The organism is Gardnerella sp. DNF00354, from assembly GCF_049262755.1.
Classification (GTDB): domain Bacteria; phylum Actinomycetota; class Actinomycetes; order Actinomycetales; family Bifidobacteriaceae; genus Bifidobacterium; species Bifidobacterium vaginale.
On sequence record NZ_CP058402.1, the window covers coordinates 74,429 to 96,244 of the forward strand.

Annotated in this window: 20 protein-coding genes; 9 read left to right on the plus strand and 11 right to left on the minus strand. The window is 40.3% G+C overall.

Going from position 1 to position 21,816, the window contains the following annotated elements:
- The first annotated feature begins 5 nt into the window (after nt 1-5).
- Together HXT24_RS00280 and rpiA are read left to right on the plus strand one after the other, a co-directional pair.
- Nucleotides 6-1,067 (plus strand): ribonuclease H family protein, encoded by a 1,062-nt coding sequence (locus HXT24_RS00280; protein ID WP_415698620.1) that lies wholly within the window; start codon nt 6-8, stop codon nt 1,065-1,067.
- 116 nt (nt 1,068-1,183) lie between these two features.
- Entirely contained in the window at nt 1,184-1,882 is a 699-nt protein-coding gene (gene rpiA, locus HXT24_RS00285) for a ribose-5-phosphate isomerase RpiA (protein WP_020761369.1), read from the plus strand.
- A gap of 191 nt (nt 1,883-2,073) precedes the next feature.
- Here the strand turns inward: rpiA and HXT24_RS00290 are convergent, their stop codons facing one another.
- A complete protein-coding gene (locus tag HXT24_RS00290) occupies nt 2,074-2,163 on the minus strand; it encodes a 30S ribosomal protein bS22 (RefSeq protein ID WP_004268639.1) in 90 nt (29 codons plus the stop codon).
- 126 nt (nt 2,164-2,289) lie between these two features.
- Nucleotides 2,290-2,919 (minus strand): hypothetical protein, encoded by a 630-nt coding sequence (locus tag HXT24_RS00295; RefSeq protein ID WP_004112066.1) that lies wholly within the window; start codon nt 2,917-2,919, stop codon nt 2,290-2,292.
- Between the two features lie 93 nt (nt 2,920-3,012).
- Here HXT24_RS00295 and radA point away from each other — a divergent pair, with 93 nt between their 5' ends.
- The 4 genes from radA (at nt 3,013) to HXT24_RS00315 (ending at nt 8,147) form a co-directional block, all read left to right on the plus strand.
- Entirely contained in the window at nt 3,013-4,458 is a 1,446-nt protein-coding gene (gene radA / locus HXT24_RS00300; RefSeq protein WP_004116987.1) for a DNA repair protein RadA, read from the plus strand.
- A 34-nt stretch (nt 4,459-4,492) separates the two neighbouring features.
- Nucleotides 4,493-6,007, plus strand: coding sequence for an adenosylhomocysteinase (locus HXT24_RS00305; protein ID WP_422119402.1), 1,515 nt, complete (start codon nt 4,493-4,495; stop codon nt 6,005-6,007).
- Nucleotides 6,008-6,099: 92 nt separating this feature from the next.
- A complete protein-coding gene (locus HXT24_RS00310) occupies nt 6,100-7,521 on the plus strand; it encodes an amidohydrolase family protein (protein ID WP_410312409.1) in 1,422 nt (473 codons plus the stop codon).
- A 77-nt stretch (nt 7,522-7,598) separates the two neighbouring features.
- Nucleotides 7,599-8,147: a cupin domain-containing protein gene (locus HXT24_RS00315; protein ID WP_422119403.1), complete on the plus strand. Its 549-nt coding sequence runs from the start codon at nt 7,599-7,601 to the stop codon at nt 8,145-8,147.
- A 12-nt stretch (nt 8,148-8,159) separates the two neighbouring features.
- On the opposite strand, the gene HXT24_RS00320 is transcribed toward HXT24_RS00315, so the two are convergent.
- Nucleotides 8,160-9,026 (minus strand): nucleosidase, encoded by an 867-nt coding sequence (locus HXT24_RS00320; protein WP_422119404.1) that lies wholly within the window; start codon nt 9,024-9,026, stop codon nt 8,160-8,162.
- Nucleotides 9,027-9,292: 266 nt separating this feature from the next.
- Here HXT24_RS00320 and HXT24_RS00325 point away from each other — a divergent pair, with 266 nt between their 5' ends.
- From HXT24_RS00325 to HXT24_RS00335, 3 genes are all read left to right on the plus strand, one after another.
- Nucleotides 9,293-10,162 carry an ABC transporter substrate-binding protein gene (locus HXT24_RS00325; RefSeq protein WP_116692528.1) on the plus strand — a complete coding sequence of 290 codons (870 nt, stop codon included), beginning with the start codon at nt 9,293-9,295 and terminating at the stop codon, nt 10,160-10,162.
- A 143-nt stretch (nt 10,163-10,305) separates the two neighbouring features.
- Complete coding sequence (locus HXT24_RS00330; RefSeq protein WP_410312043.1) at nt 10,306-11,199, plus strand: amino acid ABC transporter permease; 894 nt, start codon at nt 10,306-10,308, stop codon at nt 11,197-11,199.
- Nucleotides 11,199-12,023, plus strand: coding sequence for an amino acid ABC transporter ATP-binding protein (locus tag HXT24_RS00335; protein ID WP_410312066.1), 825 nt, complete (start codon nt 11,199-11,201; stop codon nt 12,021-12,023). The genes HXT24_RS00330 and HXT24_RS00335 overlap by 1 nt, the downstream gene beginning before the upstream one ends.
- Before the next feature lie 220 nt (nt 12,024-12,243).
- On the opposite strand, the gene HXT24_RS00340 is transcribed toward HXT24_RS00335, so the two are convergent.
- The 8 genes from HXT24_RS00340 to HXT24_RS00375 all read right to left on the minus strand — a co-directional run bounded on the left by HXT24_RS00340 (nt 12,244) and on the right by HXT24_RS00375 (nt 21,624).
- Nucleotides 12,244-13,104, minus strand: a complete 861-nt coding sequence (locus HXT24_RS00340) for an aldo/keto reductase (protein ID WP_422119405.1) — start codon at nt 13,102-13,104, stop codon at nt 12,244-12,246.
- Between the two features lie 93 nt (nt 13,105-13,197).
- Nucleotides 13,198-14,712 carry an L-arabinose isomerase gene (araA, locus tag HXT24_RS00345; protein ID WP_422119406.1) on the minus strand — a complete coding sequence of 505 codons (1,515 nt, stop codon included), beginning with the start codon at nt 14,710-14,712 and terminating at the stop codon, nt 13,198-13,200.
- A gap of 50 nt (nt 14,713-14,762) precedes the next feature.
- Nucleotides 14,763-15,455 carry an L-ribulose-5-phosphate 4-epimerase gene (locus HXT24_RS00350; protein ID WP_004115871.1) on the minus strand — a complete coding sequence of 231 codons (693 nt, stop codon included), beginning with the start codon at nt 15,453-15,455 and terminating at the stop codon, nt 14,763-14,765.
- Nucleotides 15,456-15,545: 90 nt separating this feature from the next.
- Complete coding sequence (locus HXT24_RS00355) at nt 15,546-17,159, minus strand: xylulokinase (protein ID WP_415681412.1); 1,614 nt, start codon at nt 17,157-17,159, stop codon at nt 15,546-15,548.
- A 72-nt stretch (nt 17,160-17,231) separates the two neighbouring features.
- Nucleotides 17,232-17,462 (minus strand): CDP-diacylglycerol--glycerol-3-phosphate 3-phosphatidyltransferase, encoded by a 231-nt coding sequence (locus HXT24_RS00360; RefSeq protein WP_004115879.1) that lies wholly within the window; start codon nt 17,460-17,462, stop codon nt 17,232-17,234.
- A gap of 135 nt (nt 17,463-17,597) precedes the next feature.
- A complete protein-coding gene (gene mmsB / locus HXT24_RS00365) occupies nt 17,598-18,818 on the minus strand; it encodes a multiple monosaccharide ABC transporter permease (RefSeq protein ID WP_415685299.1) in 1,221 nt (406 codons plus the stop codon).
- Nucleotides 18,819-18,825: 7 nt separating this feature from the next.
- Nucleotides 18,826-20,370, minus strand: coding sequence for a sugar ABC transporter ATP-binding protein (locus HXT24_RS00370; RefSeq protein WP_165847622.1), 1,545 nt, complete (start codon nt 20,368-20,370; stop codon nt 18,826-18,828).
- 99 nt (nt 20,371-20,469) lie between these two features.
- A complete protein-coding gene (locus HXT24_RS00375) occupies nt 20,470-21,624 on the minus strand; it encodes a sugar-binding protein (protein ID WP_004117014.1) in 1,155 nt (384 codons plus the stop codon).
- Nucleotides 21,625-21,816 lie beyond the last annotated feature (192 nt).

Here is a 21,816-nt window from a genome sequence, read left to right on the forward strand (position 1 = left end):
ACTAATTGCGCTGGTTGCAATCTGCAACCGGCGCATTTTTGAAAGGTTTTGTGATGATTGTTGTTTCTACCGATGGTTCAGCACTTGGAAATCCAAATGGATCAATGGGTTGGGCTTGGGCAGACCACACTGATGAAGCAGGAAGCACGCACGAGCATCAACATGCAGGAAACGCGGATGCAGGCGGAGCTACAAATGGCACGAATCAAATCGGTGAGTTATGCGCAGTACTCGAAGCGTTGAGAGCACACCCTGGAAGCGAGGATCTTACAATCGAAACTGATTCGCAATACGCTATAAACTGCTCAACCACGTGGATTCACGGGTGGAAGAAGAACGGTTGGAAGAACTCCAAAAAAGAGCCTGTAAAAAACGCAGATTTGATTCGCGCAATCGATTCGGAGATTACTAAACGCGAAGGCTCCGTTAAGTTCGTCTGGGTTAAGGGACACGCTGGAAACGCTGGAAACGAAAAAGTTGATGAGCTGGCTAGAACTTATGCTGAAGATTGCCGTAGCAGATTGAAGGATGGATATTTGCCATTAGAAGGATGGAAATCGTTGATTTCTTCTACATATGCAGACGGTGTTGATGTACCAGAAGACGCAAAAATGCTTTTAGACGGCAAGATTTCTGATGCAGAATATCACATAGGAAGATGCGTTGGTAAGGATATTAATCCTGATTTTAAAGGCGATTTTCATCGTGAAACAAAACGTGAAACATCCGATGATGATGCCATTAAATACTCCGATAACAGCGTTGCTAACGATTCAACTACGCGTAACATTAATACACAGGATGAATCGAAAGCATCCGACGAGTCGCGTAAAAATAAACAATCTCAAAATAAATCAGAACAAAAATATCAAGTAGTGCCAGGATTATGTGTATCTGGAACATTACAATTCACACCTGCTCCAAATACGAGCCCAAGCTTTAATGGTCAACCACGATACGTATTAGGAAACATACAAGTAAGCGGATATGTTCAGCCAGATGGCACTCTTAAACTAGATCCAACCGAGTTTTATATTCAAACAAAAGCTGCAAACCAAACAGAATAAAATCTGAACGCAGACTAATATGTAGTATGTATGAAATAAGTGGCGGTTGGTAAAAACGCTATAAACGCGCTGATATTTTAGCCACGCCAACAAGAAAGATAAGAAAGTAGGCACAAATGGATAAAGCACAGCAAGATGCTCTTAAGAAGGCAGCTGGCATTGAGGCCGCAAAGATTGTACAAAATGGCATGATGGTTGGACTTGGAACCGGCTCTACTGTTCGTTTTCTTGTAGACGAACTCGGTCGCAGAGTAAAAGAAGAAGGCTTGAGCTTCACTGGTGTCACAACTTCTCGACGCACGCAAGAGCAGGCAGAGGGCTACGGCATTAAGATTCTTGACATTAACGATGTTGACCATATTGACGTTACTATTGATGGTTCAGACGAAGTCGATAAGAACTTTAACGGCATTAAGGGCGGCGGCGCAGCCTTGCTCTGGGAGAAGATTGTTGCAATTAACTCCGATAAAATCGTTTGGATTGTGGACGCCAGCAAGGTAGTTGATACAATCGGCAAGTTCCCGCTTCCCGTTGAGGTAATTCCATTCGGATCTGCACAAGTGATTCGCAAGTTTGAAAAGCGCGGATACAAGCCAGTTTTGCGTCTTGATGCAGATGGCAAGGAAGTGCGTACAGACGAAAATAACTTTGTTGTTGACTTGCACTTGGAGCGCATTGAGCACCCGCAAGAGCTTGCTAAGGATTTGATTGAGACTGTTGGCGTTGTAGAACACGGATTGTTCTTGAATATGGTTGACACTGTGATTGTTGGTGATCCAAACGGACCTCGCACACTCACAAACCCAAATAAGTAAACTGCATATCTAAATTTAACCAATCATTTCCCGAGAATGTACGTAAAATCCACTGTTTTACGTACATTTTCGGGAAATTTTTTACATTCTTCAATCATTGCAGTCTTCAATCGCAATAAAAAAAGCGCTGGAAAAATCCAACGCTTTCAAAAGTGTTACGTGCCCAAACGGGCAGGCGCGCCAAACAGCTACTACTTACGCTGATGACGAGTCTTACGCAGCAGTTTGCGGTGCTTCTTCTTGCTCATCCGCTTGCGGCGCTTCTTGATGACAGAACCCATCTGAAGCCTCCATTCATATGTAAAGTGTGCAACTTGCCTAATGTTACACCGTTTTGACGACTTTGGAAAATTTTAAAACAAAATTTTACAAAAACACGTACAAAACAGCCTATATCACTACGAAAGTTACATTGGGAATTGCTTATAGAATCTTTCAACAGACTGTTTTAAACCAGTCACTTCAAATACAACAGTGTCATTTTGCCAGATGGCACTAGCTTTAGTCTTACTATTATCATCTGCCTTCAAAACATAGCTTCCAGTAGCCTTACCAGCAACCTGAATCTTTCCAGAAGCAATATCACTTCCAGCTAATGCATCAGTCAAAAGCTCATATTGCTTATTTGCTAAATCACGACTACTCCATTGAGCAACAACGACTGAAACATCACTGCCAGATTCTCCCGTAGAATATCTAACAGTGTATTCTTCCAAAGGAGATGCGGAAGACCATTTAGCACTAGGAGAAGCATCAACACGCGCAAAATCAAGAACACTATCTGGCATAGATCTTAACAGTGCAGTAGATGTACTAGGCAAATCTTTAGACTTAATTGACGGAGTTTTTGCAGAAGACACCTGAGTTTTAGCAGACTGCGGTTGCTGGCGATTTAACGCCCAGCCAGGCCATATGAATGCGGAAACTATAGCTAAAACGACCACTATTACGGCAACTATAAGAACTTTTCGTAAGTTGTTATGAGAAGCAGATACAGATGAAGTCGAGTTAGAAGGATTATTCGCATAAGAATTCATATTTTTTACCCCACATAACACTGTTCAACATACTTGGATTATCTCACAAAAGTATGACGGTAAAATGTCTACAAATGCAGCTAGCGTCAAATCATGGCTGCAAAATCTACTACTTACTACTTATGCTCCGAATGCGGTTGGAGTGGTTCAAAATGGTATGGTCGCTGTCCAGAATGTGGCGAATGGGGTACATTAAGCGAGTTTCACGAGCCTAAAGCTACAAGCGGAGTTTCACGAGCCTCCACAAGATCTAGAAATGCAAAAAATAACATTTCTACAATAACAAATCTTGATTCTAGCGTAGATGCTCAGCCAATCAGTGAAATTACAGCAGATAATGGCATGCGAATCCACACAGGATTTAGCGAATTTGACCGCGTTTTAGGAGGCGGGCTTGTTCCAGGATCAGTAACGCTTATAGCAGGCGAACCAGGAATCGGAAAATCTACTCTACTTTTAGAAACAGCAGGAAAAATTGCCAAGAATTGCAACGAATCCGCAAAAAACACTGCCGAATACACAAAAAATTTAGTCCTGTACATTTCTGGCGAAGAATCAAAGTCGCAAGTAAAATTGCGCGCATCACGCATAAATGCCATAAGTCAAAATCTTCTTCTTGCTTCTACAACAGACTTAAACACAGCTTTAGCGCTAATCGAAAAATATAAGCCAACTCTTGCAATTGTAGATTCGGCACAAACTATTGTTTCTAGCGATGTTGAAGGAATTACAGGAGGCTCCACTCAAGTTCGAGAAGTAGCTAGCGCGCTTATAGACGTTGCTAAAACTTGCGATATTCCAATTCTTCTTGTTGGACACGTTACAAAAGACGGCTCGATTGCAGGTCCTCGCACACTGGAACATCTTGTAGACACTGTTTGCCAATTTGAAGGAGATAGTCAAACCGCATTACGCATGCTTCGCGCTGTTAAAAATCGTTTTGGGCCTACAGACGAAGTTGGCTGCTTCGACATGAGTGGCGATGGTATTGAAGAGGTTCCAGATCCTTCTGGGCTGTTCCTGTCTTCTAATGGAGATTGTAAAAACGAAGGAACGTGCGTAACTTTTACTTTAGAAGGACACAGAAGCATACCTATTGAAATTCAGGCTCTTGTTACAGATTCAGTTCTGCCAGCCCCTAGACGCGCAGTTTCTGGAGTAGACACAAACAGAATTGCCATGCTTACCGCTGTTTTATATAGACATGGTGGATTAAATCTTTTATCTAAAGACATTTACGTTTCTACGATTGCTGGAGCTAAGGCGAAAGAACCTGCTTGCGATTTAGCAATAGTGGCAAGTTTGGCGAGCGCAGCCAAAAATAAGGCAGTTTTACCTTTAACTTGCGCAATTGGTGAGATTAGTCTTACTGGTCAAATTCGCCCAGCTTCTAGAATGGAACCTAGAATTAGAGAAGCAGCTAGGATCGGCTATAAGCGTGCGATCGTGTGTAATATGCGAAAGAAAATTAGCATTCCCGGTATTGACATAATCGAAGTAGAGAATTTAAAAGAAGCTTTGAACGCACTTGGATTATAGGGATAATAAATATAAGAGCTTTTAGGAGTTTAATATGATTGATTTTAGCGAATGGGCTGCTATTACTTCGCAGAGAACTAACCAATCTCTTGCTGGGGCACGCGTGTTTATTGGAGATAACAATATTCAAAATGAGAATGCTAAAAATAGTGACCAAAATAGTGATGTAGAAAAATTCTTACAGAGCGCGCAATCTTGGGGAATAATTCCTACGACTTGTAAACAATACGCAGATTTTGATGCCACTAAATCTTACGAAAATATAGAAAACACTATGGTGAATGCGCCTAATTTAAGCGGAAAAGACGCAATAGATTACGCGCAAAAACATATGCCAGTAATGCGCACTCTACTTAACAATTTACAAGAAAGTGGTCTTAATTTAGAAGGCGTTAGAATAGCTGTTTGCCTTGTGTTGGAACCAAAAACAGCTGTACTGCTTAGAGAATTGCACGCGCACGGAGCGATTGTTGGCGTTTTTTGCGGTCCAGACGAAACTGACCAGCGAGTAGCAGATCAGCTTAAAAAAGAAGGCATTTTAGTACAAGCAAACCGAGATTGGACACCTGAACAAACTCATGAAGGTGCGCTAAAACTCTTAGACGAAATACAGCCAGACATAATAATCGACGATGGTGCAAGTTTTGCGCGCCTAGCAAGCCTTGAACGCCCGCAAATCGCAGCTAATCTAATAGGAGTTGCAGAAGAAACAACTAGCGGAGTGCGCGCTTTTGAAGCAATGCAAAAAGCTGGGCACTTGCACTACCCTGTGATTGCAGTAAATAACAGCGCTCTAAAAACCGATTTTGACAATCGTCATGGAACTGGCGAAACATGCGTTACTACTATGCAGCAAATTCTTGGAAGCGAATGCTTTAAAAACGCTAAAGTAACTGTTGTTGGATACGGTCCAGTTGGTCGCGGATTCGCATTAAGAATACGCGCATTGGGTGCAAAAGTTACGATTTGCGATACAAATCCTGTACAGTCCTTGCGCGCAGTTTTCGACGGTTTTGAAGCTAAAAATCTTGAATGCGCTGTTGATACAAGCAATATGATTGTTTCTGCAACAGGCGTTAGACACACGATTACATTGCAACACATGCAAAACATGCAAGAAAACGCGATTTTAGCTGTTATTGGCGGAATTGCAAACGAGATTGCACTAGACGAAATCCCTGATTTTAAGCCAGTTGTTGGAACTCCACAAAGAAAAATCCAAGTTCCGTGCGGTCCGCAAATCACACTAATAAGTGAAGGAGACGGCACAAATTACACTACTGGCGGTGGAAATCCTATTGAGATTATGGACTTTAGTTTTGCTGTTCAAGTAAGCGCAGTAGCGTATTTGCTAGAGCACAATGGGAAAAACAAGAAAAATAGCGACAAAAATCGGCTTGATTCTGGAATTTACCAATTGCCAGAAAGCTCCGATAATCAAATAGCAAGTATTGCATTAGCAGAACGCGGATATAGTGCTAGCGAATCCAATAAAGATAATGGTTATAGATGGGATTTAACAAGATTTGCCGAAGACGAAAATATTTAGATGAAATCCAATTAACCAAATCATAATAAATCTAAGCAATAATAGAGTAACAGAAGCAAAATTAGTTAAACGATAATTCCATAAGGAAAGCAATGTTTACAGATCCAATACGCGCACTTGCACACCCAACGCCGCTTAGCGAAGTAACCTTATACAGTGCAGCAATGGTTATTCCAGTAACAGGTCCTATTATTCCCGAAGGAGCCGTAGCAGTATCAAATAGACGCGTTGTACACGTTGGAACAAGACAGTGGGTACTAGACACTCTAAAAGATGAAATGTCAAACGATTCCTACAGGAAAATGTTTAACAACGAACGACATTGGCATGGTCTTATGACACCAGGTCTTATAAACGCACACACGCATTTGCAATACACGAATATGGCAAGCGTAGGCCGCGGCGAATACCGCAATTTTAGAGACTGGGAAGAAGGATTCAATGTTGTTTATGACAAATTACAAGAAGAAAAACAGCATAACCCAGCATTGATGACTTGGAAAACTTCTGCATACGAAGGCGCAAGAATGATGGTGGAAGCTGGCACTACTGCAGCTGCCGACATTGTAACTGATATCGAAGCCGTTGGAGCGCTTGCAAGCCAAGGCATGCACGGGATAGCCTATTGGGAGGTAATGGGCTGGAAAAACGTTGACTGGAAGGAAGAAGGCTACGCTAAGCTGCTCGAAATGCTTGGGCACATGATGGACAACGGCAGAGTGCCGAGTATAGGAATTAGCCCACACGCACCTTACAGTCTAGAAACCGAACCTTTTGTGGATTTGCCAGACATTGCAAGACAGCTAAACATGCGCTTGCACATACACTTAGCAGAAACACCTATGGAGGCTGGAAATCACGCCGATACACTCACCACGTATTCCGCCCCAGATTGGAATGCTAACGTTTGGGCAAGCTACAGCGAACTTAAAGCACATGGAATGACAGCTTCCGCAATTCAGTTTTTGGATCAGCTTGGCTCCCTTGGACCAGACGTACATATTGCTCACGGAGTTTGGGCAGATGGCGAAGACCGCAGAATTTTGCGTCAACGCGGAGTGGGAGTGGCATTGTGCCCAAGATCCAACCGCATTACTGTTACGGAAAGAGACGCGCCAATTCGCGACTACATGGAAGAAGGAAACTTGCTTGCGATTGGTACGGATTCACTATCTTCTTCCCCATCTTTAGACGTTTTAGACGACGCTGCAAAAGTCTATGATTTAGCAACAGCGCAAGGATATAGAAAAGATGATTTAACACATCGAATTATTCGCATGCTTACTTTAGGCGGCGCAAGCGTTATGGGCTTACACGTAGGACCGCACAGAATTGGCCAAATTAATGCTGGAGCAACAGCCGACCTTGCGTTCTTTGATATTCCAACAGACACAAGCTCGCCACAAGGAGTTGAAGAGACTTTGCACAATTTTGTGCGTCACGGTGCAGGTAGTGCAAAAGCAACAGTTATTTCTGGAAATCTTGTATACAATAATGGTGCTTTTGCTCAATAATCTGATGCAAGCACAGATAAGAACACATTTAACTCAAATATTTAACGCAAATATGAAAAATAAAAGGAGCATGCATTATGAGTGTCAGTTTAGAAAATATGAGTGATTACGCCAAAAATCTTGTTAAAGAATTACAGCTAGAAGCCCATCCAGAAGGCGGATGGTACACCCGCGACTGGCAAGCAGCGCAACTATATAGCGCAACCAACAATGAAAATACTTCAAACGCGAGCACAAACAATACGCAAATTGACGAAAACGCTGGCGCAGACGCACCAAGACCATTGGCCTCTCTTATTTACTTCCTTTTGCCTTCTGGCGATTCAAGCGCATGGCATAAAGTTGATGCAGACGAGATTTGGCTATGGCATGGACCGTCAAATCTTACGATTGAACTTGGTGGATGTGGCAAAAATCCTTGCGCAGAGGCAGATTTGCAGCGTTTTACTCTTGGAAACACTAAGGAATGCAATGGCTTATCCACGCGCGGACATCTTGTAATTCCTGCTGGAACATGGCAGAGAACAATACCAAGCGATGGCGATGTTCTTGTTTCTTGCGTAGTAAGCCCTGGATTTACTTTCAGCGGATTTGATTTAGCAGAACAAAACGATTCAAATAAGTAAACTAGTCTGCAGTTATTTAACAAGCGCCTTCAAAACACGCAAAGTTAACGATCCTGCTTGATCAGCTGCAAGAACCAAATCATCCTTATGCGAATCCACAGATTCGTATGATTCTCCACAACGATTACTCATTGAGCGAATCGCAAGGAATGGAACACCGTTTTTAGCCGCAATATGTGCAGCAGCAGCGCCTTCCATCTCTTCGCAATCGCCAAAAACCGTTGCTCGCACAGCGTCTAAAATATTAGGATCTGTGTTAAATTGGTCGCTTGTTGCTATGTTTCCACACACATAAGCAACGCTATTTATGTTAGACTCGTTTTGCTTAAAGTCCGAGGATAAGTCGCCAGCAACCGAAGAGGATTCTTCCAAAGACTTCTCAAGCCTAAATCCTAATAATTCTGCCTCTTTAGCAGCTAAATAGCATAATTTTGGATCTGATTCAAAAACAGATTTATGCGGAGCGCACTCTGCAATAATCTGCGTATTTGTTTCTAAATAGTGAAGTTTTTTGCCTATAACAATATCTCCAACACTAAGACGCGGATTTAAAGCACCTGCGATTCCGCTAAAAATCAACACTTGTGGATTGGATTCGATTATCAACGCTTGAGCTGCAGCTGCTGCAGCAGACTTCCCCATTCCAGCAACACATATTGTAAGAGTAGGATTTTCACCTTTGCCATTCGAAGCGATTTTGCCCTGAATAAAAGTAACCCCATACGAATCCCAAGTTTTATAATCCCCACAAAATGCTTGAAAAATAGGCTGAGCTTCTTTTTGAAGTGCAACTATAACAGCAAGTTTTGAAAGATGACTAAAATCTTTAGAACTTTCAGAAAAATCGTCAGCCGCGCTATGTTCAAAATTATTTAACATAAAATACTCCTCAAAAAGCAACACACCGTATGTAACTGACACTTAACATACTACGACTTAAGTCTAATCACCACAAAACCACGTATTAAATCAACAAAATATAGCGCGTTATAAACAATCGCGATAACAATTCTGTAACAATTAAGCCTTAAATGCTTTCAGCATCTTATAAACTATCAAATGTACGGCCGCAAAACCTACTTAAATCGCTTAAAAAAACGAATAAGCGAAAAATCTTAAGGTTTTAGCAAAAACAAGGAGAAAAAATGGCTATTTTCGTACACAACAACTTGCACACCAACCGCGTAGCAATCGCTGCTACAAAAATTGCAGCAGCAGCATTAGCAATGGCAGCAATGGTTAGCACAGCAGCATGCGGCAGCCAAAACGCACAAGATACAAACCAAAAGACGATTACTCCAGGCGTTTTGACAATCGGCACAGCTCAGCCAACTTACACACCTTGGATGTACGATAACAAGCCAGAAAACGGCAAGGGTTACGAATCTGCAGTAGCATACGCTGTTGCAAAGAAACTCGGATACGATAAAGACAAAGTAAAGTGGGTTCGCACAACCTTCGACTCCGCAGTAACCCCAGGACCAAAAGACTTTGATTTTAACCTTCAGCAGTTCTCTATTACAGAAGAACGCAAGAAGGCAGTAGACTTTTCGCCAAGCTACTACAACGCAACTCAAGGTGTTGTGGTCAAAAAAGATAGCAAGTTCGCTAACGCGAAGACTTTAGCAGACCTTAAAACCGCTACAATTGGCGCAATGGTTGGAACAACAAGCTACAGCTTTGCTAAAGACAAGATTAAGAGCGATATTCAAACCTTTAACGATAATGACGCTTTGGTTCAGGCTCTTGATTCTAAGCAGATTGACGCACTTGTTATAGATACTCCATCTTCCGTAAACATTGTGCGCAGCAAGCAGGTTAAAGAAGGTGTTGTTCTTGGACAGATTGCAGGATCGGAAGATAAGGAAGGAACTGGATTGGTACTTCCAAAAGGATCTAAGCTTACCGCAGACGTCACTAAGGCTGTGAATGCGCTAGAAAAAGATGGTACTTTGAAGAAGCTCCAAGAAAAGTGGCTTGCAGAGTACACGACTAATGTGCCAGTTCTGAAGTAAAAACTAAACCAAAAATAAATAAAAATCGTACTAACGTCATTACCAATACGCATTATTGTAAGCAACTTGTAACCCAATCGTCACACAAAAGTGCTTACAATAGTGCGTATCATTCATTATGTCGAAAGGCTTGAGTGCCGCCAATGACAGTACTTAACGGCAATGCATTAAACAGTGAATCAAACAACGCTGGAGAATACGCTTTAAGCAATATCGAGCTTGAGCGTAGGTCAATCCGCAAAAAGCAAAATCTTAAATCAGTTTTAACAAGCATAATAAGCACTTTAGTATTACTTGGCGTGTGCATTGCAGCACTTGCAATGAGCCCTGGTTGGCCAAGAGTGCGCGAAACATTCTTCTCTGGCAAATACTTCATGCTATCTTTGCCATCCGTTTTGCAAGGCTTAATGCTTAATCTGCAGGTGCTTGTTTTCGCTGTTATTGGAGTAGCAATACTTGGAACTTTAATAGCTGTTATTCGTACAAGCGTAAGCCCAATGCTTTTCCCTTTGCGAGCTATAGCGCAATTCTACACAACTATTATGCGCGGCATACCAATGCTTGTTGTGCTTTACTTAATCGGCTTTGGCATACCAGGATTACAGCTTTTTGGACGAATCCCACCAGCAATACTCGGTACAATTGCCATTGTTATGAGCTACTCCGCATACGTTGGAGAGGTATTGCGCGCAGGATTTGAAGACGTGCATCCATCTATGCGAGCGTCCGCAAGATCACTTGGCTTAACATCTGGTCAAACTGTGCGATTAGTGGTAATTCCTCTTGGCTTAAGAAAAGTGGCTCCTGCCTTAATGAACGACTTTATATCTATGCAAAAAGATGCAGGACTCATATCGGTTTTGGGCGCTGTAGACGCTGTTCGAGCCGCGCAAATATCTGTTGCAACTTCTTATAACTTCACTCCATACGTTGTAGCAAGCGTTGTGTTTATAGCGCTGAGCATTCCGTTTATTGTTCTAAACGATTGGTATACGGCAAGACTGCGCAAACGCGAGCTAAACGGAGGAACCGTGTGATGAATAACTTAACAAACCAGAAGGTAAATCAGCAAATGAGCGATTACACAAACACAAGTGATCAAACGAATACAAGTGATTACACGGATTCAACCCCAGTTTTGCGCTTAAGCAATATTCGAAAATCATATAACTCAACACCTGTTCTTAAAGGCATTTCTTTTGATATTGCGCCTCACGAAGTGGTGGCTCTTTTAGGACCTTCTGGAAGCGGAAAATCCACTCTTATGAAGTGCATTAATCTGCTTGAGCGAGTAGACGACGGCCAAGTTTGGCTTGGAAACACAGATATTACAGATCCTCGTATAAATCAGGATCAAATTAGGTCTCAAATCGGAGTTGTGTTCCAGCAATTCAATCTTTTTACGCATATGAGTGTTTTAGATAATGTGACTCTTGCTGCGCGAAAAGTTCATCATTGGAACAAAGACCGTGCAGAAAGCCGCGCAATGGAGCTTCTATCTAGGATTAAGCTAGAAAATAAAGCAAAGTCTTATCCGGATCAGCTTTCGGGCGGACAGCAGCAACGAGTGGCGATTGCACGCGCGCTTATGACAAGCCCACAACTTTTGCTTTTAGACGAGATTACTTCCGCACTAGACCCAATGCTTGTTGGCGAAGTTCTAGACATGGTTGCGGAACTAAAAGAGCAAGGAACCACGATTTTAATGGCCACTCACGAGATGCATTTTGCTCACGAAGCTGCCGACAGAGTGGTTTTGCTACGAAACGGCGTTGTTGCAGAAAATGGCACACCATACGAAGTTATGGACGCTTGCACAGACCCAGAAACGCAAAACTTCTTTAAGTCTTTCCGACATTGATTTTTTGGGAACTACGCAGTAATTGCGCTCACATAAGCGTAACCCCATTCCCGCGTTTGTTCCCAGAACCACCAAATCCGACTACAAAACCAAGAACACCTCCCCACATTTGTTTACCAAAACACCAAATATAGAAACAAAACCAAGAACACTTGCCCGTGTTTGTTTACGTATTTGGCGATTTTGGGAACAAACACAGGATAAAAGAAACGCCACACAATCATGCATAACTAAACGTTGCAGGGTCATGCCCCATTCGCTCATTAGTGTTCAAATCATCTATTGCGCGTATTTCGTCATCCTTAAGACTAAATCCAAAAACATTAATATTTTCAAGTTGCCTATTTGCTGAAACAGATTTAGGTATGATAATGTATCCATGCTCAATATGCCAGCGCAAAATCACCTGAGCACAAGTAACATCATGATTCTTAGCAATAGTTTCCAAAACACCATCGCCGATATTCAAATCACGTCCGCGCGCCAATGGAGAATACGCTTCAATAGCAATATTATGCTTCTTGCAAAAATCAACTACATTAGACTGCTGCCAGCTCGGATGCAATTCAATCTGATTCACTTGAGGCCACTGACCGACTTCATCATATAAACGCTGCAAATCAGAAGGCATAAAGTTGCATACACCAAGCGAACGCACCCTACCTTCCTCTTTTAACCTAACAAATGCTTTCCATGTTTCTGCAGAACGCCAATTAAATGGTGTAGGCCAATGAATCATATACATATCCACATAGTTCAAGCAAAGATCCGCAAGCTGAGAATCAAAAGCCTTTAAAGTATTGTCATACCCCTGCTGTGAATCTCTAACCTTTGTAGTCACCCATAGGTTTTCTCGCAATTCGCCAGTATTAAAACCAGTTGCGCACAATACTTCGCCTAGTTCATTCTCATTGTTATATCCAGCTGCAGCATCAATATGTCTGTATCCTAGCGAAAGAGCGCTTTCTACAACATCATGCATACTTACTTTATCAACTCGAAGTACACCTAAACCAACTTGTGGTATAGAATTGCCATCCGATAATAAAATGTTAGGCACAATGTGCATATTTTCATTCATTAAAACACCTCTTCGCTATAAAATTGACCATTATTTTCAAAGGAAATAATAACACAACAAACATTCATCACTAGAGACGCAATAACGCCAATATTACTTAACATTAAGCTTGTAATACATTTGAGAAATCTGTAGATTGCGCTCAAAATCTTGGGTATTAGTGTTTTTATCAATCACAGCTAGTTCAACACCAGAGATACGCGCAAAATCTTCCCAAACTTCTCTACCAATTGACGTTGTCATACAAGTATGATGGGATCCACCAGCTAATAACCAGCATTGCGCAGACAAAGATAGACTTGGCTGCGGTTTCCACATGGCGCGAGCGCAAGGCAAATTCTTTAGGCTTCCAGACGGCTCTACAACATCTACGACATTCATTAAAAGTCTAAATCTACTGCACATATCTGCAAGAGAAACCACAACAGCATCCTTTTTAGGAGCAGCAGTAAACACGAGTCTAACAGGATCTGATTTTCCTCCAATACCCAATGGATATATAGCAAGACGAGGTTTTTGAATACTTCCAATAGAAGGCGAAACTTCTAACATATGTGATCCTAATATCATTTCGTTATCTGGCTCAAAATGATACGAGTAATCTTCCATAAGAGAAGCTCCACCTTCAAGACCATACCCCATAACTAATCCCAAACGAACCAATATTGCGGTTTTCCAATCCCCTTCTGCTGAGAAACCCCATCCATATTCGGAAGGAAAACGTTGAGCAGCGACTCCTGGAAGTTGGGAAAGACCACCAAGATCTTCAAAATTATCTACTGCAGCAGTAGCATCATAATCACGCATCATGGATACCATTCCAATTTCCTGCTTAGCTGCAATTAACAGAGAATCATATTTTTGATTTAATAATTCTGGATCAACATTGTATTTATTTTTATAATCTTCTATCAAATCTTTAGCTTGCTTATCTGTAGCACGATTAACATATGAATTTAATTCGTTTACAGACCAAGTATTAATGGATGCACCAAAGATTTTCTCAGCTTCAGTTTTATCTCCCTCAGTAACTGCAACGTTACGCATATTGTCTCCCCAACGCATAACGTTCATATTGTTAGACGCCCACCAGCCTAAACATGCACGAACCCAAGCATTTATGCGATCCGAAACTTCTGGATTCGTATAATGACCAACAACTATTTTTCTTCTGATACCAAGTCTAGAAACAATATAACCGAATTCTCTATCTCCATGAGCAGCTTGATTTAAATTCATAAAATCCATATCAATACTGTCCCAAGGTATTTCACGATGATACTGAGTATTCAACTGAAGCAAAGGTTTACGCAACAGTTCTAATCCGCGAATCCACATTTTTGCTGGCGAGAACGTGTGCATCCAAGCGATCACGCCTATACAAGATTCTTTTGAAGATGCATCAACCATAAAATTACGCACAGCGTCAGATGACTTTAAGGTTGGTTTCAAAACAATTTTCACAGGTATCGAATGTTTATTATTTAAATAATCTACGATTTCGCCAGCTTGTGTTGCCACTTGTTCTAGTGTTTCTGGACCATATAGTTCTTGCGAACCTACAGCAAACCACACTTCTTTGTTTTCAAAAGGATTTTCCATAGCCATTATTTACTCCTATAAGACTTATATATGTAATTGTTTTTAGATTATTTTTATTAGTTTTGTCCGTAAACATTTTGATATCGTTTATTAAGGGAATTGATATCTTCTTGCTTTATATCGATTATTTTCCCTATTTGCCTAGCAGCCCACATTGTTTTGGCTACTTCTTCTGTCATAGCAGCAGCTTTCACAGCACTTTCTGCATCTTTTCCAATTACGAAAGGACCGTGATTTTGCATCAAAACCGCTGGCGACTTAGGATATTTGCGTAATGTTTCAACAACGCCTTGCCCAATGGCCTCACTGCCAATCAACCTGAATGGTCCAACTGGAACGGGGCCGCCAAACTCATCTCCCATCATTGTTAATCCACATGGTATATTTTCTCCAATAGCAGCCCAAGCAGTAGCATAAGTCGAATGAGTGTGCACTACTCCAAATACTTCAGGCATATTCCTATAAATATAAGCATGCGAAGCTGTGTCAGAACTCGGAGAATAGGATCCATCAACAACATTCCCATCTAGATCACAAACAATCATTGATTCAGGAGTTAGTCTTTCGTATCGTACTCCAGAAGGCTTAATAACCATTAAATCAGCAGTATGCAAACGTTGAGAAACATTTCCCGCAGTCCACACAACTAAATTCCATTTAATAAGTTGATCATGCAAATTGGATACTAATTCGCGTACCTGTTTTACCTCAGATTGAGTTTCTTGTGAATAATCTTTTAAAGTTTTCATAATTACTATTTCTTTCTAATAAATTTTTTAAAAATATGATGAGAAAACACTATTTTTAGTCTGACTTAAGCAATCTTTTGCGCAATATTTTTACGGCATCGTAGCTATTGCTGCATGTTCTATTGGCAATGACCTCATAAATTGCTCAAAATACCTCTGGAATCCTTCCACGTCATCCTTACGAGGGAAAACGGTAACTGAATTCACATGGGCAAATACTTCATTTTGCAAAAAGTCTATTAATGTTATATTTTTTCGCCTAATGTACGATGCTAAAATCGCCATTCCCCACGATCCGCCTTCAGAAGCCGTAGGCATAGTGGTTACTGGAACACCAAACGCCGCCGAAGCAATACGCTGAGAAACTTCAGGGGTGGCAAAAATACCACCATGACCAAGCAAAGAATCAATTTCAACATGCTCTTCTTTTGTTAAAACATTCATTCCAATAGTCACTGGACAAAATGCTCCATATAGCTGAGCACGCATAAAGTTTCCGAGTGAAAGTTTTGCTTGCGGACCGCGAGCAAATACAAATCGCCCTTCTTCCAAACCTGCTTGAAACTCTCCAGAAGAAAAACAGTAGTTAATATTTCCTCCAGCATCAAATTCAGTTCCATTATCAACAGCAGAATTAAACAGGCTTGTATATAACAAATCCATTGATATTGGTTTTCTTATTGCATCTGCAAATTGAGCAAATAAATTAACCCAAGCATTTAAATCTGTAGTGAAATTATTAGCATGACTCATTGCAGATAAATGACCATCTGGAGTCATAACTATATCTAACTCTTTATGAGCTTTTGACAAAGGGCGCTTTAAAACAACAGTTGCAAAAATAGATGTCCCAGCCGAAACATTACCAGTACCAGGCTTTAATGTATTGGTTGCAACCATACCGGTTGCCGCATCTCCTTCAGGAGGAACAAATGGTATTCCTGGATTTAAAATACCACTAGGGTCAAGAAGAGAAGCACCATCAACTGTCAATCGACCAGCAAATTCTCCAGCTGAAAGAGGCGTAGGTAAAATATCCTTCAAATTCCAAGGCTGATTAGATATTTCAGGAAGATTCTCAATTTTATTTAGCGCATTCTCATCCCAGCTTAAACTGTTTGAATCCATAGGAAACATTCCAGAAGCATCCGACAATCCTAATACTTTTTTGCCAGTAAGCTTCCAATGAATATAGCCAGATAGCGTAGTAAAGAATGCTACATTATGTACGTGTTCTTCCTCGTCAAGCGCACATTGATACAAGTGAGCTATCGACCAGCGTTCTGGTATATTAAGACTTAATTCGCTAGAAAGAATTCTGTGAGCATCATGCGTATTGGTATTTCTCCAAGTCCTAAATGGCACAAGCAACTGATTTCTATTATCAAAGGCTAAATAACCATGCATCATTGCTGAAATACCAATGCCGCCAATATTATTTAAACGCAATTGGTAGTCTTTATTAATTTGATTACTTATCTGAGAAAAAACAGATTGTATTCCATGCCAAGCATCAGATAAATCATAGGTCCACAAACCATTTTCTAGTTTGTTTTCCCACTTATAAGATCCTTCTGCAATAACTTGATATTGTCCATTAATTAAAGCACCTTTAATTCTAGTTGAACCCAACTCAATACCAAGATAAGTGTTTGCATTAATAATATCTTTTTTATTAGATGATACACTCGAAATATCACACATGATGCTCCCTTGCATGCTTTTATAAGATTCATTTATTCAATATGTAGAAAATCTTGAATAATCAATCATTTATTACTTTTTAGAATCCTCGCTCTTATCTTTACGCTCTTGACTGAATCCTTTAAAAGCGTTGTAACCGCAATAGCCGATTACAATTAATAAGCACAATGAAAAAATAAGAGTGTACCAAGCGAATAAGTCACCAGATTTATAGGAACCATATAAAGACTGGAATAACCAAATCGACATAAAAAAGGTAGTTAGAGCGTACATTCTAGTCTTTTGAATATATTTTTTTGGCATATATTCCTCCTTATTGTTCTTTTATTCTGATTAACACCTGTTAATATCTGTTAATAACTAACAAAACTGGGCGTACACTTTTCGTTCACAACGCTTGTGTAATATCTGAAGCGCACGCCCATATATACGGCATTTTTAGCGCTTACGACGCTTGCTCATTATGTCAACAGCCACTGCAGCGAGTAACACAAGGCCCTTAATTGTTTTCACAATTGCAGTGTCAACGCCCATGATAGACAAGCCTTGATTGATAACTCCCATAACAAAAGCACCAACAACGGCTCCAGGTATAGTTCCAACACCACCAGTTACAGCAGTGCCACCGATGAAGCAGGATGCAATTGCGTCCATTTCAAATTCCATACCAGCTTGTGCAGTAGCAGATGCCAGACGAGAAAGCATAGCCACAGCAGCAATAGCAGACAAGAATCCCATATGAACAAACAAGCAGAAATCTACACGCTTAACATCAATACCAGAAAGTATTGCAGCTTTACGGTTACCTCCAACAGCATATATGTGACGTCCAAAAACTGTCTTTGTAAGAATGAAGTTGTATGCAACTACCAAAATCGCAACAATCACCAACATAATTGGAGTTCCACCCATCTCGGAATTGCCAGAGGATGCTAACAAATATGTTACAAATATGATTGCAAGAGCAGCAAATACGATCTTGCATACAGTAATCGATAGTGGTTCTGGGACTAATCCAACTTTTTCTACATGCTTACGCTTATTAATTTGGCTCCAAGCAAACAAGGCAATGCACATAAGACCAAGAACAATCGTAAGACCATCAAATGGACCCCACCAACCGAGAATATTAGGAAGATAGTTACGAGCAATTCCGCGGAACGCGTCTGAGGTGATAGGCACAGATTCGCCAACTATAACCGTAGATAAACCGCGGAAGATCAGCATACCTGCAAGAGTGGTGATGAATCCAGGAATCTCCATTCGAGCCACCCAGAAACCATGCCAACAACCAATGAGTAAGCCAGCAACAATTGATATAGCAATCGCTAATACCCAATTAACACCATAGCGTTCCATCAACAGTGCACAAACACCACCAATAAATGCGACTAAAGATCCCACAGAAAGATCAATGTGTGTAGCAATAATCACCATCACCATGCCTATTGCCAAAATAATCACATATGCATTCTGCTGAATTAAAGAAACAAAACTGTTAGGAGTTAAAAGAACACCTTTTGTCAGTATTTGGAACACAACGACAATAACGATTAAAGCTCCAACAATTCCATATTGTCTTGCATTATCGGTAATTGTCGAAAGAATACTTGATTTTTGTTCACCCTTCGTATCTTGGGCTAATCTGTTTTTGCTCATGATAACGCTAATTCCTTTCCTTAGTCATGCATTTCATCAGATATTCTTGGGTAAACCCATTCTTATTAACATCATCTGTGATAACGCCTTGACTTACGGTATAAATACGATCGCATATACCAATCAATTCTGGTAGTTCAGAAGAAATAACTATAACAGCTTTACCTTGATCGGCAAGCTTATCGATGATTTCATAAATTTCATACTTTGCACCAACATCTATACCACGAGTTGGCTCATCGAGAATGAGTATGTCTGGATCAGAAAGAACCCATTTTGCCAATACAACCTTTTGCTGATTTCCGCCAGAAAGCGTAGAAACTTGCACATCAATGTTTTGACATTTTATATTAAAGTTCTCTCGATATGCATCAACTTCTTTTCGCTCAATGTTTCCATCAACAACACCTAATTTGCTCATTTTTGACAATGAAGCAATAGATGAATTTTCGCGAATATTCTGCAAAAGATTTAAACCATAACCTTTACGATCTTCTGTAGCATAAGCCAAACCAGCATTAATTGCTTCTTGCACATTGCGCAATTCGACTTTTTTACCTTTAATATAAAGATCACCAGTTATATTGGAGCCATATGAGCGTCCAAAAACACTCATAGCCAATTCGGTTCTGCCAGCACCCATCAATCCAGCCAATCCAATAATTTCGCCAGAACGAACATACAAATTAGCATTATCGACTATTATTCGGCTATTATCCATTGGATGATGAACTGTCCAATTGGTTATACGAAGATATTCTTCACCAGATTGATTTGTTTCGTGCTTAGGATACAGATTGGTTAATTCTCGACCTACCATTTTACGAATTAATTCATCGTAATCTAATGGCGTTTCTGGTGTAATATACATTTCACCAACTGTCGATCCGTCACGAATTATAGTAACGTTATCTGCTATTACAGCAACTTCATTAAGCTTGTGCGTAATTATAATGCTTGTAACGCCATGTTCATCTCTTAATTGGCGAACAAGCTGTAGTAAATGCGCAGAGTCCTCATCATTTAATGCTGCAGTTGGTTCATCAAGAATCAGCAACTTTACATTTTTAGATAAAGCCTTAGCAATCTCTACAAGCTGCTGTTTACCAACACCAATATCCATAATCTTTGTATCTGGATCTTCTGGCAAACCAACGCGTTTAAGAAGTTCTGCAGCTTTAGCGCGAGTTTCGCTCCAATCAATTACTCCATTTTTTGAGCATTCATTTCCCATGAAAATATTTTCGGAAATTGAAAGAAATGGATTTAAAGTCAGCTCCTGATGAATAATAACAATTCCATCACGTTCTGAATTTTTAATATTACTATATTTACACTCTTTTCCGTTAAATATAATCTTTCCCGTGTAAGATCCGTAAGGATAAACACCTGATAGCACATTCATTAACGTAGATTTACCAGCACCATTTTCGCCGCAAATTGCATGAATTTCACCGCGATCAACCGAAAGATTAACATCAGTAAGAGCTTTTAGTGAACCAAACGTTTTTGTGATGTGCTGCATACTCAATATTGTGTCTTTATGCGACATCATCTACTTCCAATCATTACAACGCACAGTTTCAACTAATGGGGGCACAACTATGGCACTGATCGTGCCCCCATATTAGTTCAAATTGATAGTTAATTTTTAATGTACTAACTTATCAAAGCGTTCTTGTGTTATATAGCCATCTTTCACTAAGTCAGTAAGATTATCCTTAGTAATATCTTGTGGATTTAGCAATTTAGAAGGAACGTCTATCTTGTTGTTATTGAACTTTCCGTTAATACCAGACACCTTCTTGCCTTTAGCAATTTCCAATACCATCTGATAAACGGCTTCAGCAAGCTTATTGACATTCTTAAATACTGTCTGGCTCTGCTTTCCACGTGCAATTGAAGATACAGCTGACTCCATAGCATCCTGTCCAGTTATAATTGGCCAATTATCTGTACCTGGCTTTAAATCTGGACGCTTAGATTCAATGGCGTTGATAACACCAGTCGAAATACCATCATAAGGGCTTAATATTGCATGTAGTGGCTGACCTTTAGCATATGCAGAATCAATAATTGATTCCATATCCTTTTGAGCCTGTTCAGCTTTCCACCCTTGAACAGAAATCTTCTGCCAATCTTGAACCTTAAAGTCTTTATTCACGCCACCACCATGATTAGATGGGGAAACTAAGGCACCAGATTTAAAGTATGGTTGCAGCAAATCCCATGCACCCTTAAAGAAGTACTTAGCATTGTTATCATCTGGAGAACCAGTGAAAAGCTCAATATTGAATGGTCCCTTTGCACCATTCTTAAGACCCAACTTATCAATAATATAATTTGCTTCAAGAATACCAGTCTGCTCAAGCTGGAATGTTGCATAATAGTCAACAGCCTTTGTATTCATAATCAATCGATCGTAGGCAATTACTTTAGCTCCAGCATCATGAGCCTTCTCTACTGCAGGTCCTACAGCACTACCATCCTTTGCAGCAACAACAACAACCTTAGCGCCGTTGTTAATCATATTTTCAATATCTGCATTTTGCTGAGCTGGTTTATCGTCTGCAAAGTTCAATATAACTTTATAGCCAGCATCTTCTAGCTTCTTCTTTAGGTTATTACCGTCTTTATTCCAACGTTCCTCCGACTTTGTTGGCATAGAGACACCAATGGTGGCACCTTTTTCAATTCCTTGACTTACGTTTTTGGATGCACCACCTCTTGAACCTGAACAGGCTGATAAACCAGCAACTACAGCAATACCTACAAATAAAGCGATTGCCTTTTTACCTATGTTCATCGACGCTCCTTTGCATCAAAAGGTTATTTGATATAGACAGCTACAACGCTATCTAATTTTTTATTATAAACTATTGTGTTAAGTTGTCAAACACATAAATCAAATTTTTCTATTTTTTGTTTAATATATAAATTTAATACAATTTTTAATCTACATGAATTAACTGCTCGTACCAATTATTTAATATAAATT